This window comes from Dokdonia sp. R86516, assembly GCF_044596715.1.
Lineage (GTDB): Bacteria > Bacteroidota > Bacteroidia > Flavobacteriales > Flavobacteriaceae > Dokdonia.
This window is the reverse complement of sequence record NZ_CP138998.1, coordinates 828885-846088: the sequence shown is the minus strand read 5'-3', so window position 1 is coordinate 846088 and position 17204 is coordinate 828885. Positions and strand designations below refer to the sequence as shown.

The 17204-nt window shown below is 39.4% G+C and carries 1 protein-coding gene; it reads left to right on the top strand.

Going from position 1 to position 17204, the window contains the following annotated elements:
• Nucleotides 1–280: 280 nt before the first annotated feature.
• Nucleotides 281–17182, top strand: coding sequence for a Calx-beta domain-containing protein (locus SJY23_RS03820; RefSeq protein WP_396597512.1), 16902 nt, complete (start codon nt 281–283; stop codon nt 17180–17182).
• The last annotated feature ends 22 nt before the right edge of the window (nt 17183–17204 follow it).

Sequence of the window (17204 nt, the reverse complement as noted above, 5' to 3'; positions counted from 1 at the left end):
TGGTGTTCAGAGATTTATAAAAATTGAATTATTCAATTTTTCCAAAACCTAAGCGCTATCTATTGCGTACATAGGAGGAAATGTGTTGTTTGAGTTTTTAATTGTTTATAAGCTGTGTATAACATCGAATTATTTGTCTCTTTAGTCGAATTTTCGGTGAAGATGCGTGGTTCTGAAATTCGTTTTTTAAGTCCATTGTATTTTTGTATTGGTTTTTATAGTTACACCCCATTAATTGCAACTAAAACAGAAAGCTTAGGCTTTCAGCTATTTATAGTATATGATAAAATTTACTCTTAAACATTTTAATAATGTAATTGTTATCCTTCTGATAACCTTCGGAGGATTATTTCTTAGTGGAAACATTCACGCTCAATCTGTTCCAAGATCGTGTGATGATGATCCTATTGTGTTAACATCTGCAGATTTCATTGGAGCAAACGCTACAGTAGAATCTGAGGCTGGTTTACCTGCTGTTATTGAGGTAGGGGATATCTTTAGATTTAATGATGTATCAGCAGGTATAGACTGTTTGGTCTCTGTAGATGCATTTATTAATGGAGCTTCTATTAGTAGTATAGATAACCTTGATGCTACAACTGGAGCTGTAGGTGGTTTTGATAGAGCCTTTCAGCCGGTAATTGAGGGAGATCCTGGAGTTAATGGTCAAGAGGTTGTCTTTACATTCAATTTTGTAGTAGCAAATACTAATATTAGCCAGGCAGTATCGGTATATCTTACGGCATTGGACCTAGATAGTAATATTGCTGGGGATGTTGAGAGAGTTAAGTTGGAAATTCCTGATGCCTACTATACAAATGGAGCTAATTCTCAAATAAACATCACGCAGACACCTACGCAAATTATAGGTGAGTCTAATGGGTCTGGAATTGTGAATGGTATTAATGTAGATGATTCTTATTCATTTACAGGATATTATAACTCGTTTTCTTCTATTGAATATACAATAAGTAAGGATGGTTATAATGGAGGTTTAGGTTTTGAAGACAGACAGTTTTCTTTATTATTTGAAGATGTGGAATACAGTCCTGAAGAGTCTGTACTCCTTACTAATCCTATTATTTGTGGTCAAGTTTTTGTAGACGGTGCTCCAAGAGCAGGTGTTGCTGTTAATCTTACGGGTGATTCAACTCAGACGACTACGACAGATGCAAATGGTCAGTATAGTTTTACAGTTTCTGGTAATGGTAATTTTACCATAACAGAGACAGATTTGTCTGGTACTGTGTCACTAAGTGATGTGGATGCGGGTAATGATAATATCATCAATGTTGCGATTACTAACTTCGAATCTTCTCAAGAAAATGATTTCTTTGATTCTATATTGGTAAGTGTTGGTGATGTAACGGTAGTTGAAGGTGATGATGGTTCGACGGTTGTTGCAAATTTCCCTGTGACTTTAGGTGCGCCAGCAGATGTAAATACAACAGTGACTTTTACGGTTTCTAATGGTACAGGTACACTCGGTGATGCAGATTATGTGGCTCCTACAGTCTTAACAGTGGTTATACCAGCCGGACAGACAAGTGGAGTATTTCCTGTTACTATAAATGGAGATGATAAGATTGAAAATAATGAGCAATTTTCGGTTAGTATAGCTAGTGTATCTAGCGGAACAATCAATCCAGCAGCAAATACTGGAGTGGGGACTATTACTAATGATGATACTCCTGGAGTTGTATCAGTGTCAACAGAAGAAGAACTGGAAGGTACTGCATTAGTGCATGATGTTGTTGTTACTGAGAGTATTGTTGCTGAAGTATATCCATTTGTTATTTCAAATGACAGTACTGAGGATGAGGATTACACGCTACCAACGGATGCAGAATTCACTAACGGTGTTGTGTTAAATAATGATGGTACAATTACAGTTCCTGCTGGAGTTACTGATTTTACAGTAACAGTGCCAACAACTGACGATGCTATTGATGAAGAAGCTGAAGTTTATGATCTTACTGTTGGTGGAGTAGCTGCTACAGGAACGATTACAGATAACGATGATGCTGGTGTAGTATCGGTATCAACGGAAGAAGAATTAGAAGGTACTTCATTAGTACACGATGTAGTAGTTGTAGAGAGCGCAGATGCTGAAGTATATCCATTTGTTATTTCAAATGACAGTACTGAGGATGAGGATTACACGCTACCAACGGATGCAGAATTCACTAACGGTGTTGTATTAAATAATGATGGTACGATTACAGTTCCTGCTGGAGTTACTGATTTTACAGTAACAGTACCAACAACTGACGATGCTATTGATGAAGAAGCTGAAGTTTATGATCTTACTGTTGGTGGAGTAGCTGCTACAGGAACGATTACAGATAACGATGATGCTGGTGTAGTATCGGTATCAACGGAAGAAGAATTAGAAGGTGCTTCATTAGTACACGATGTAGTAGTTACAGAGAGTGCAGATGCTGAAGTATATCCATTTGTTATTTCAAATGACAGTACTGAGGATGAGGATTACACGCTACCAACGGATGCAGAATTCACTAACGGTGTTGTGTTAAATAATGATGGTACAATTACAGTTCCTGCTGGAGTTACTGATTTTACAGTAACAGTGCCAACAACTGACGATGCTATTGATGAAGAAGCTGAAGTTTATGATCTTACTGTTGGTGGAGTAGCTGCTACAGGAACGATTACAGATAACGATGATGCTCCAACAGTAACTATTGAAGATGTAGTAGTAAATGAAGATGCTGGAACAGTAACAGTTCCTGTGACTTTAACTAACCCAAGTGATGAGGATACAGTTATCGAGATTGTAACTACAACGGGTACAGCTGGTGCGGATGATTTTGAAGAGACTATTGTAACGGTAACGATTCCTGCAGGAGAGACTGAAGGAGAAGTAATTGTACCAATTACAGAAGATACTACAGATGAAGAAGATGAGATCTTCACAGTAGATGGAACAGTAACAAGTGGTAACACTGCCAATACAGATCCAAGTGGAGATGTAACGATTACTGATAACGACGATGCTCCAACAGTAACTATTGAAGATGTAGTAGTAAATGAAGATGCTGGAACAGCAACAGTTCCTGTGACTTTAAGTAACCCAAGTGATGAGGATACAGTTATCGAGATTGTAACTACAACGGGTACAGCTGGCGCGGATGATTTTGAAGAGACTATTGTAACGGTAACAATTCCTGCAGGAGAAACTGAAGGAGAAGTAATTGTACCAATTACAGAAGATACTACAGATGAGGAAGATGAGATCTTCACAGTAGACGGAACAGTAACAAGTGGTAACACTGCCAATACAGATCCAAGTGGAGATGTAACGATTACTGATAACGACGATGCTCCAACAGTAACTATTGAAGATGTAGTAGTAAATGAAGATGCTGGAACAGCAACAGTTCCTGTGACTTTAAGTAACCCAAGTGATGAGGATACAGTTATCGAGATTGTAACTACAACGGGTACAGCTGGTGCGGATGATTTTGAAGAGACTATTGTAACGGTAACAATTCCTGCAGGAGAAACTGAAGGAGAAGTAATTGTACCAATTACAGAAGATACGACAGATGAAGAAGATGAGATTTTCACAGTAGATGGAACGGTAACAAGTGGTAACACTGCCAATACAGATCCAAGTGGAGATGTAACGATTACTGATAACGACGATGCTCCAACAGTAACTATTGAAGATGTAGTAGTAAATGAAGATGCTGGAACAGCAACAGTTCCTGTGACTTTAACTAACCCAAGTGATGAGGATACAGTGATTGACATTGTAACTACAACGGGAACAGCTGGTGCGGATGATTTTGAAGAGACTATTGTAACGGTAACAATTCCTGCAGGAGAAACTGAAGGAGAAGTAATTGTACCAATTACAGAAGATACTACAGATGAGGAAGATGAGATCTTCACAGTAGACGGAACAGTAACAAGTGGTAACACTGCCAATACAGATCCAAGTGGAGATGTAACGATTACTGATAACGACGATGCTCCAACAGTAACTATCGAAGATGTAGTAGTAAATGAAGATGCTGGAACAGCAACAGTTCCTGTGACTTTAAGTAACCCAAGTGATGAGGATACAGTTATCGAGATTGTAACTACAACGGGTACAGCTGGTGCGGATGATTTTGAAGAGACTATTGTAACGGTAACAATTCCTGCAGGAGAAACTGAAGGAGAAGTAATTGTACCAATTACAGAAGATACGACAGATGAAGAAGATGAGATTTTCACAGTAGATGGAACGGTAACAAGTGGTAACACTGCCAATACAGATCCAAGTGGAGATGTAACGATTACTGATAACGACGATGCTCCAACAGTAACTATTGAAGATGTAGTAGTAAATGAAGATGCTGGAACAGCAACAGTTCCTGTGACTTTAACTAACCCAAGTGATGAGGATACAGTGATTGACATTGTAACTACAACGGGAACAGCTGGTGCGGATGATTTTGAAGAGACTATTGTAACGGTAACAATTCCTGCAGGAGAAACTGAAGGAGAAGTAATTGTACCAATTACAGAAGATACGACAGATGAAGAAGATGAGATTTTCACAGTAGATGGAACAGTAACAAGTGGTAACACTGCCAATACAGATCCAAGTGGAGATGTAACGATTACTGATAACGATGATGCTCCAACAGTAACTATTGAAGATGTAGTAGTAAATGAAGATGCTGGAACAGTAACAGTTCCTGTGACTTTAAGTAACCCAAGTGATGAGGATACAGTTATCGAGATTGTAACTACAACGGGTACAGCTGGTGCGGATGATTTTGAAGAGACTATTGTAACGGTAACAATTCCTGCAGGAGAGACTGAAGGAGAAGTAATTGTACCAATTACAGAGGATACTACAGATGAAGAAGATGAGATTTTCACAGTAGATGGAACGGTAACAAGTGGTAACACTGCCAATACAGATCCAAGTGGAGATGTAACGATTACTGATAACGACGATGCTCCAACAGTAACTATTGAAGATGTAGTAGTAAATGAAGATGCTGGAACAGCAACAGTTCCTGTGACTTTAACTAACCCAAGTGATGAGGATACAGTGATTGACATTGTAACTACAACGGGTACAGCTGGTGCGGATGATTTTGAAGAGACTATTGTAACGGTAACGATTCCTGCAGGAGAGACTGAAGGAGAAGTAATTGTACCAATTACAGAAGATACTACAGATGAAGAAGATGAGATTTTCACAGTAGACGGAACAGTAACAAGTGGTAACACTGCCAATACAGATCCAAGTGGAGATGTAACGATTACTGATAACGACGATGCTCCAACAGTAACTATTGAAGATGTAGTAGTAAATGAAGATGCTGGAACAGCAACAGTTCCTGTGACTTTAAGTAACCCAAGTGATGAGGATACAGTGATTGACATTGTAACTACAACGGGTACAGCTGGTGCGGATGATTTTGAAGAGACTATTGTAACGGTAACAATTCCTGCAGGAGAAACTGAAGGAGAAGTAATTGTACCAATTACAGAAGATACTACAGATGAGGAAGATGAGATCTTCACAGTAGACGGAACAGTAACAAGTGGTAACACTGCCAATACAGATCCAAGTGGAGATGTAACGATTACTGATAACGACGATGCTCCAACAGTAACTATCGAAGATGTAGTAGTAAATGAAGATGCTGGAACAGCAACAGTTCCTGTGACTTTAACTAACCCAAGTGATGAGGATACAGTTATCGAGATTGTAACTACAACGGGTACAGCTGGTGCGGATGATTTTGAAGAGACTATTGTAACGTTAACAATTCCTGCAGGAGAAACTGAAGGAGAAGTAATTGTACCAATTACAGAAGATACGACAGATGAAGAAGATGAGATTTTCACAGTAGATGGAACGGTAACAAGTGGTAACACTGCCAATACAGATCCAAGTGGAGATGTAACGATTACTGATAACGACGATGCTCCAACAGTAACTATTGAAGATGTAGTAGTAAATGAAGATGCTGGAACAGTAACAGTTCCTGTGACTTTAACTAACCCAAGTGATGAGGATACAGTTATCGAGATTGTAACTACAACGGGTACAGCTGGTGCGGATGATTTTGAAGAGACTATTGTAACGGTAACGATTCCTGCAGGAGAGACTGAAGGAGAAGTAATTGTACCAATTACAGAAGATACTACAGATGAAGAAGATGAGATCTTCACAGTAGATGGAACAGTAACAAGTGGTAACACTGCCAATACAGATCCAAGTGGAGATGTAACGATTACTGATAACGACGATGCTCCAACAGTAACTATTGAAGATGTAGTAGTAAATGAAGATGCTGGAACAGCAACAGTTCCTGTGACTTTAAGTAACCCAAGTGATGAGGATACAGTTATCGAGATTGTAACTACAACGGGTACAGCTGGCGCGGATGATTTTGAAGAGACTATTGTAACGGTAACAATTCCTGCAGGAGAAACTGAAGGAGAAGTAATTGTACCAATTACAGAAGATACTACAGATGAGGAAGATGAGATCTTCACAGTAGACGGAACAGTAACAAGTGGTAACACTGCCAATACAGATCCAAGTGGAGATGTAACGATTACTGATAACGACGATGCTCCAACAGTAACTATTGAAGATGTAGTAGTAAATGAAGATGCTGGAACAGCAACAGTTCCTGTGACTTTAAGTAACCCAAGTGATGAGGATACAGTTATCGAGATTGTAACTACAACGGGTACAGCTGGTGCGGATGATTTTGAAGAGACTATTGTAACGGTAACAATTCCTGCAGGAGAAACTGAAGGAGAAGTAATTGTACCAATTACAGAAGATACGACAGATGAAGAAGATGAGATTTTCACAGTAGATGGAACGGTAACAAGTGGTAACACTGCCAATACAGATCCAAGTGGAGATGTAACGATTACTGATAACGACGATGCTCCAACAGTAACTATTGAAGATGTAGTAGTAAATGAAGATGCTGGAACAGCAACAGTTCCTGTGACTTTAACTAACCCAAGTGATGAGGATACAGTGATTGACATTGTAACTACAACGGGAACAGCTGGTGCGGATGATTTTGAAGAGACTATTGTAACGGTAACAATTCCTGCAGGAGAAACTGAAGGAGAAGTAATTGTACCAATTACAGAAGATACGACAGATGAAGAAGATGAGATTTTCACAGTAGATGGAACAGTAACAAGTGGTAACACTGCCAATACAGATCCAAGTGGAGATGTAACGATTACTGATAACGATGATGCTCCAACAGTAACTATTGAAGATGTAGTAGTAAATGAAGATGCTGGAACAGTAACAGTTCCTGTGACTTTAAGTAACCCAAGTGATGAGGATACAGTTATCGAGATTGTAACTACAACGGGTACAGCTGGTGCGGATGATTTTGAAGAGACTATTGTAACGGTAACAATTCCTGCAGGAGAGACTGAAGGAGAAGTAATTGTACCAATTACAGAGGATACTACAGATGAAGAAGATGAGATTTTCACAGTAGATGGAACGGTAACAAGTGGTAACACTGCCAATACAGATCCAAGTGGAGATGTAACGATTACTGATAACGACGATGCTCCAACAGTAACTATTGAAGATGTAGTAGTAAATGAAGATGCTGGAACAGCAACAGTTCCTGTGACTTTAACTAACCCAAGTGATGAGGATACAGTGATTGACATTGTAACTACAACGGGTACAGCTGGTGCGGATGATTTTGAAGAGACTATTGTAACGGTAACGATTCCTGCAGGAGAGACTGAAGGAGAAGTAATTGTACCAATTACAGAAGATACTACAGATGAAGAAGATGAGATTTTCACAGTAGACGGAACAGTAACAAGTGGTAACACTGCCAATACAGATCCAAGTGGAGATGTAACGATTACTGATAACGACGATGCTCCAACAGTAACTATTGAAGATGTAGTAGTAAATGAAGATGCTGGAACAGCAACAGTTCCTGTGACTTTAAGTAACCCAAGTGATGAGGATACAGTGATTGACATTGTAACTACAACGGGTACAGCTGGTGCGGATGATTTTGAAGAGACTATTGTAACGGTAACAATTCCTGCAGGAGAAACTGAAGGAGAAGTAATTGTACCAATTACAGAAGATACTACAGATGAGGAAGATGAGATCTTCACAGTAGACGGAACAGTAACAAGTGGTAACACTGCCAATACAGATCCAAGTGGAGATGTAACGATTACTGATAACGACGATGCTCCAACAGTAACTATCGAAGATGTAGTAGTAAATGAAGATGCTGGAACAGCAACAGTTCCTGTGACTTTAACTAACCCAAGTGATGAGGATACAGTTATCGAGATTGTAACTACAACGGGTACAGCTGGTGCGGATGATTTTGAAGAGACTATTGTAACGTTAACAATTCCTGCAGGAGAAACTGAAGGAGAAGTAATTGTACCAATTACAGAAGATACGACAGATGAAGAAGATGAGATTTTCACAGTAGATGGAACGGTAACAAGTGGTAACACTGCCAATACAGATCCAAGTGGAGATGTAACGATTACTGATAACGACGATGCTCCAACAGTAACTATTGAAGATGTAGTAGTAAATGAAGATGCTGGAACAGTAACAGTTCCTGTGACTTTAACTAACCCAAGTGATGAGGATACAGTTATCGAGATTGTAACTACAACGGGTACAGCTGGTGCGGATGATTTTGAAGAGACTATTGTAACGGTAACGATTCCTGCAGGAGAGACTGAAGGAGAAGTAATTGTACCAATTACAGAAGATACTACAGATGAAGAAGATGAGATCTTCACAGTAGATGGAACAGTAACAAGTGGTAACACTGCCAATACAGATCCAAGTGGAGATGTAACGATTACTGATAACGACGATGCTCCAACAGTAACTATTGAAGATGTAGTAGTAAATGAAGATGCTGGAACAGCAACAGTTCCTGTGACTTTAAGTAACCCAAGTGATGAGGATACAGTTATCGAGATTGTAACTACAACGGGTACAGCTGGCGCGGATGATTTTGAAGAGACTATTGTAACGGTAACAATTCCTGCAGGAGAAACTGAAGGAGAAGTAATTGTACCAATTACAGAAGATACTACAGATGAGGAAGATGAGATCTTCACAGTAGATGGAACAGTAACAAGTGGTAACACTGCCAATACAGATCCAAGCGGAGATGTAACTATTATAGATAACGATGATGCTCCAACAGTAACTATCGAAGATGTAGTAGTAAATGAAGATGCTGGAACAGCAACAGTTCCTGTAACATTAACTAACCCAAGTGATGAGGATACAGTTATCGAGATTGTAACTACAACGGGTACTGCTGGTGCGGATGATTTTGAAGAGACTATTGTAACGGTAACAATTCCTGCAGGAGAGACTGAAGGAGAAGTAATTGTACCAATTACAGAAGATACTACAGATGAAGAAGATGAGATTTTCACAGTAGATGGAACGGTAACAAGTGGTAACACTGCCAATACAGATCCAAGTGGAGATGTAACGATTACTGATAACGACGATGCTCCAACAGTAACTATCGAAGATGTAGTAGTAAATGAAGATGCTGGAACAGCAACAGTTCCTGTGACTTTAAGTAACCCAAGTGATGAGGATACAGTGATTGACATTGTAACTACAACGGGTACAGCTGGTGCGGATGATTTTGAAGAGACTATTGTAACGGTAACAATTCCTGCAGGAGAGACTGAAGGAGAAGTAATTGTACCAATTACAGAAGATACTACAGATGAAGAAGATGAGATTTTCACAGTAGACGGAACAGTAACAAGTGGTAACACTGCCAATACAGATCCAAGTGGAGATGTAACGATTACTGATAACGACGATGCTCCAACAGTAACTATTGAAAATGTAGTAGTAAATGAAGATGCTGGAACAGCAACAGTTCCTGTAACATTAACTAACCCAAGTGATGAGGATACAGTTATCGAGATTGTAACTACAACGGGTACAGCTGGTGCGGATGATTTTGAAGAGACTATTGTAACGGTAACAATTCCTGCAGGAGAGACTGAAGGAGAAGTAATTGTACCAATTACAGAGGATACTACAGATGAAGAAGATGAGATTTTCACAGTAGATGGAACAGTAACAAGTGGTAACACTGCCAATACAGATCCAAGTGGAGATGTAACGATTACTGATAACGACGATGCTCCAACAGTAACTATCGAAGATGTAGTAGTAAATGAAGATGCTGGAACAGCAACAGTTCCTGTAACATTAACTAACCCAAGTGATGAGGATACAGTTGTCGAGATTGTAACTACAACGGGTACAGCTGGTGCGGATGATTTTGAAGAGACTATTGTAACGGTAACAATTCCTGCAGGAGAGACTGAAGGAGAAGTAATTGTACCAATTACAGAAGATACTACAGATGAAGAAGATGAGATTTTCACAGTAGATGGAACAGTAACAAGTGGTAACACTGCCAATACAGATCCAAGCGGAGATGTAACTATTATAGATAACGATGATGCTCCAACAGTAACTATCGAAGATGTAGTAGTAAATGAAGATGCTGGAACAGCAACAGTTCCTGTAACATTAACTAACCCAAGTGATGAGGATACAGTTATCGAGATTGTAACTACAACGGGTACTGCTGGTGCGGATGATTTTGAAGAGACTATTGTAACGGTAACAATTCCTGCAGGAGAGACTGAAGGAGAAGTAATTGTACCAATTACAGAAGATACTACAGATGAAGAAGATGAGATTTTCACAGTAGATGGAACGGTAACAAGTGGTAACACTGCCAATACAGATCCAAGTGGAGATGTAACGATTACTGATAACGACGATGCTCCAACAGTAACTATCGAAGATGTAGTAGTAAATGAAGATGCTGGAACAGCAACAGTTCCTGTGACTTTAAGTAACCCAAGTGATGAGGATACAGTGATTGACATTGTAACTACAACGGGTACAGCTGGTGCGGATGATTTTGAAGAGACTATTGTAACGGTAACAATTCCTGCAGGAGAAACTGAAGGAGAAGTAATTGTACCAATTACAGAAGATACTACAGATGAGGAAGATGAGATCTTCACAGTAGACGGAACAGTAACAAGTGGTAACACTGCCAATACAGATCCAAGTGGAGATGTAACGATTACTGATAACGACGATGCTCCAACAGTAACTATCGAAGATGTAGTAGTAAATGAAGATGCTGGAACAGCAACAGTTCCTGTGACTTTAACTAACCCAAGTGATGAGGATACAGTTATCGAGATTGTAACTACAACGGGTACAGCTGGTGCGGATGATTTTGAAGAGACTATTGTAACGTTAACAATTCCTGCAGGAGAAACTGAAGGAGAAGTAATTGTACCAATTACAGAAGATACTACAGATGAAGAAGATGAGATTTTCACAGTAGATGGAACAGTAACAAGTGGTAACACTGCCAATACAGATCCAAGTGGAGATGTAACGATTACTGATAACGACGATGCTCCAACAGTAACTATTGAAGATGTAGTAGTAAATGAAGATGCTGGAACAGTAACAGTTCCTGTGACTTTAACTAACCCAAGTGATGAGGATACAGTGATTGACATTGTAACTACAACGGGTACAGCTGGTGCGGATGATTTTGAAGAGACTATTGTAACGGTAACAATTCCTGCAGGAGAGACTGAAGGAGAAGTAATTGTACCAATTACAGAAGATACTACAGATGAAGAAGATGAGATTTTCACAGTAGATGGAACAGTAACAAGTGGTAACACTGCCAATACAGATCCAAGCGGAGATGTAACTATTATAGATAACGACGATGCTCCAACAGTAACTATTGAAAATGTAGTAGTAAATGAAGATGCTGGAACAGCAACAGTTCCTGTAACATTAACTAACCCAAGTGATGAGGATACAGTGATTGACATTGTAACTACGACTGGTACTGCTGGTGAGGATGATTTTGAAGAGACTATTGTAACGGTAACAATTCCTGCTGGAGAGACTGAAGGAGAAGTAGTTGTACCAATTACAGAAGATACTACAGATGAAGAAGATGAGATTTTCACAGTAGATGGAACAGTAACAAGTGGTAACACTGCCAATACAGATCCAAGCGGAGATGTAACTATTATAGATAACGATGATGCTCCAACAGTAACTATCGAAGATGTAGTAGTAAATGAAGATGCTGGAACAGCAACAGTTCCTGTAACATTAACTAACCCAAGTGATGAGGATACAGTTATCGAGATTGTAACTACAACGGGTACTGCTGGTGCGGATGATTTTGAAGAGACTATTGTAACGGTAACAATTCCTGCAGGAGAGACTGAAGGAGAAGTAATTGTACCAATTACAGAAGATACTACAGATGAAGAAGATGAGATCTTCACAGTAGATGGAACAGTAACAAGTGGTAACACTGCCAATACAGATCCAAGTGGAACAGTAACAGTTACAGATAACGATGGTGCACCAACAGTGACAATCGAAGATGTAGTTGTAGATGAAGATGCTGGAGAAGTAACAGTTCCTGTTACTTTAAGTAACCCAAGTGATGAGGATACAGTTATCGAGATTGTAACTACGACTGGTACTGCTGGTGAGGATGATTACACAGAGACTATTGTAACGGTAACAATTCCTGCTGGAGAGACTACTGGTGAAGTTGTGATTCCAATTACGGATGATATGCTTGATGAAGAAGATGAGATCTTCACAGTAGACGGAACAGTAACAAGTGGTAACACTGATAATACAGATCCAAGCGGAACAGTAACAGTTACAGATAACGATGGTGCACCAACAGTGACAATCGAAGATGTAGTTGTAGATGAAGATGCTGGAGAAGTAACAGTTCCTGTTACTTTAAGTAACCCAAGTGATGAGGATACAGTTATCGAGATTGTAACTACGACTGGTACTGCTGGTGAGGATGATTACACAGAGACTATTGTAACGGTAACAATTCCTGCTGGAGAGACTACTGGTGAAGTTGTGATTCCAATTACGGATGATATGCTTGATGAAGAAGATGAGATCTTCACAGTAGACGGAACAGTAACAAGTGGTAACACTGATAATACAGATCCAAGCGGAACAGTAACAGTTACAGATAACGATGGTGCACCAACAGTGACAATCGAAGATGTAGTTGTAGATGAAGATGCTGGAGAAGTAACAGTTCCTGTAACCTTAAGTAACCCAAGTGATGAGGATACAGTTATCGAGATTGTAACTACAACGGGTACTGCTGGTGCGGATGATTTTGAAGAGACTATTGTAACGGTAACAATTCCTGCAGGAGAGACTGAAGGAGAAGTAATTGTACCAATTACAGAAGATACTACAGATGAAGAAGATGAGATTTTCACAGTAGATGGAACGGTAACAAGTGGTAACACTGCCAATACAGATCCAAGTGGAGATGTAACGATTACTGATAACGACGATGCTCCAACAGTAACTATCGAAGATGTAGTAGTAAATGAAGATGCTGGAACAGCAACAGTTCCTGTGACTTTAAGTAACCCAAGTGATGAGGATACAGTGATTGACATTGTAACTACAACGGGTACAGCTGGTGCGGATGATTTTGAAGAGACTATTGTAACGGTAACAATTCCTGCAGGAGAGACTGAAGGAGAAGTAATTGTACCAATTACAGAAGATACTACAGATGAAGAAGATGAGATCTTCACAGTAGACGGAACAGTAACAAGTGGTAACACTGCCAATACAGATCCAAGTGGAGATGTAACGATTACTGATAACGACGATGCTCCAACAGTAACTATCGAAGATGTAGTAGTAAATGAAGATGCTGGAGAAGTAACAGTTCCTGTAACCTTAAGTAATCCAAGTGATGAGGATACAGTGATTGACATTGTAACTACAACGGGTACAGCTGGTGAGGATGATTACACAGAGACTATAGTAACAGTAACAATTCCTGCTGGAGAGACTACTGGTGAAGTTGTGATTCCAATTACGGATGATATGCTTGATGAGGAAGATGAGATCTTCACAGTAGACGGAACAGTAACAAGTGGTAACACTGATAATACAGATCCAAGTGGAGATGTAACGATTACTGATAACGACGATGCTCCAACAGTAACTATTGAAGATGTAGTTGTAGATGAAGATGCTGGAGAAGTAACAGTTCCTGTAACCTTAAGTAATCCAAGTGATGAGGATACAGTTATCGAGATTGTAACTACAACGGGTACAGCTGGTGCGGATGATTTTGAAGAGACTATTGTAACGGTAACGATTCCTGCAGGAGAGACTGAAGGTGAAGTTGTGATTCCAATTACGGATGATATGCTTGATGAGGACGATGAGATCTTCACAGTAGACGGAACAGTAACAAGTGGTAACACTGATAATACAGATCCAAGCGGAACAGTAACAGTTACAGATAACGATGGTGCACCAACAGTGACAATCGAAGATGTAGTTGTAGATGAAGATGCTGGAGAAGTAACAGTTCCTGTTACTTTAAGTAACCCAAGTGATGAGGATACAGTTATCGAGATTGTAACTACGACTGGTACAGCTGGTGAGGATGATTACACAGAGACTATTGTAACGGTAACAATTCCTGCTGGAGAGACTACTGGTGAAGTTGTGATTCCAATTACGGATGATATGCTTGATGAGGACGATGAGATCTTCACAGTAGACGGAACAGTAACAAGTGGTAACACTGATAATACAGATCCAAGCGGAACAGTAACAGTTACAGATAACGATGGTGCACCAACAGTGACAATCGAAGATGTAGTTGTAGATGAAGATGCTGGAGAAGTAACAGTTCCTGTTACTTTAAGTAATCCAAGTGATGAGGATACAGTTATTGAGATTGTAACAACAACTGGTACAGCTGGTGAGGATGATTACACAGAGACTATAGTAACAGTAACAATTCCTGCTGGAGAGACTACTGGTGAAGTTGTGATTCCAATTACGGATGATATGCTTGATGAAGAAGATGAGATCTTCACAGTAGATGGAACAGTAACAAGTGGTAACACTGCCAATACAGATCCAAGTGGAACAGTAACAGTTACAGATAACGATGGTGCACCAACAGTGACAATCGAAGATGTAGTTGTAGATGAAGATGCTGGAGAAGTAACAGTTCCTGTTACTTTAAGTAACCCAAGTGATGAGGATACAGTTATCGAGATTGTAACTATGACTGGTACTGCTGGTGAGGATGATTACACAGAGACTATTGTAACGGTAACAATTCCTGCTGGAGAGACTACTGGTGAAGTTGTGATTCCAATTACGGATGATATGCTTGATGAAGAAGATGAGATCTTCACAGTAGACGGAACAGTAACAAGTGGTAACACTGATAATACAGATCCAAGCGGAACAGTAACAGTTACAGATAACGATGGTGCACCAACAGTGACAATCGAAGATGTAGTTGTAGATGAAGATGCTGGAGAAGTAACAGTTCCTGTTACTTTAAGTAACCCAAGTGATGAGGATACAGTTATCGAGATTGTAACTACGACTGGTACTGCTGGTGAGGATGATTACACAGAGACTATTGTAACGGTAACAATTCCTGCTGGAGAGACTACTGGTGAAGTTGTGATTCCAATTACGGATGATATGCTTGATGAAGAAGATGAGATCTTCACAGTAGACGGAACAGTAACAAGTGGTAACACTGATAATACAGATCCAAGCGGAACAGTAACAGTTACAGATAACGATGGTGCACCAACAGTGACAATCGAAGATGTAGTTGTAGATGAAGATGCTGGAGAAGTAACAGTTCCTGTAACCTTAAGTAACCCAAGTGATGAGGATACAGTTATTGAGATTGTAACAACAACTGGTACAGCTGGTGAGGATGATTACACAGAGACTATAGTAACGGTAACAATTCCTGCTGGAGAGACTACTGGTGAAGTTGTGATTCCAATTACGGATGATATGCTTGATGAAGAAGATGAGATCTTCACAGTAGACGGAACAGTAACAAGTGGTAACACTGATAACACAGATCCAAGCGGAGATGTAACGATTATTGATAACGATGATGCTCCGGTTACAACACCTAATTTAGATCTTGTTAAAGTGGGCGTTTTAAATGACTCAAATGGTAATAACGTAGTTGATGCTGGTGATACTATCACTTACACTTTAACAGTTGTAAATAATGGAAACGAGGAGCTTACTAATGTAATCGTAGTAGATCCATTAATCGTTATCAATGAAGGTCCAGTCGCGGTATTAGCAATAAGTGAAAGTGCTACTTTTACTGGAACATATACAATCACTCAAGATGATATTGAAGCTGGAGGAGTTGTAAACGTTGCAACTGCAGAAGGAACTGATCAGGTAGGTAATACAATTACAGATCAATCTGATGATCCAACTGATACAACAAATGTAGACATTGATGGTGATGGAGATTTTGAAGATCCTACGGTGACTATATTAGATCAGTCTCCAAATATCATGATTACTAAGGATGGAGTATTCCAAGATTTTAATCAAGATGGATTTGCAAACGCAGGTGACCAGATTCTTTACACATTTGATGTTGTTAATACGGGTAACGTAATTTTAAATGACGTTATAGTAACAGACGAGATGGTAGAAGTGATTGGTGATGCAGTTAGTTTACTACCTGGTGAATCAGTTACATTTACAGCAGTGTATATCATAACTCAGCAGGATGTTGATAATGGTGAAGTTGTAAATACTGCCTTAGCAATCGGATTAACTAATGATGGTCTAGAAATCACAGATATTTCTGATGACGTAACAGACACTACTAGTGATGATGATCCTACGGTTACTGTATTAAGTCAAAGTTCAGGACTTATCTTTAATAATGGTATCTCTATGAATGGAGATGGTCGTAATGATTCATTTAGAATACAAGGAATAGAGAATTTCCCAGAAAATAAACTGAGAATATTTAATAGATGGGGTGTAGAAGTATATAATGCAGAAGGATATGGATCTGATGGTAAAACTTTCATAGGATTATCAGAAGGTAGAACCACTATATCTCAAGATAAATTCTTACCTGTAGGAACGTATTACTGGATATTAGAATACGTGAATTCAGTTGGGGAGACTATCAATAACTCTGGATATTTATACCTTACCCGATAAATAATTTTAAATCGTTGAGTGC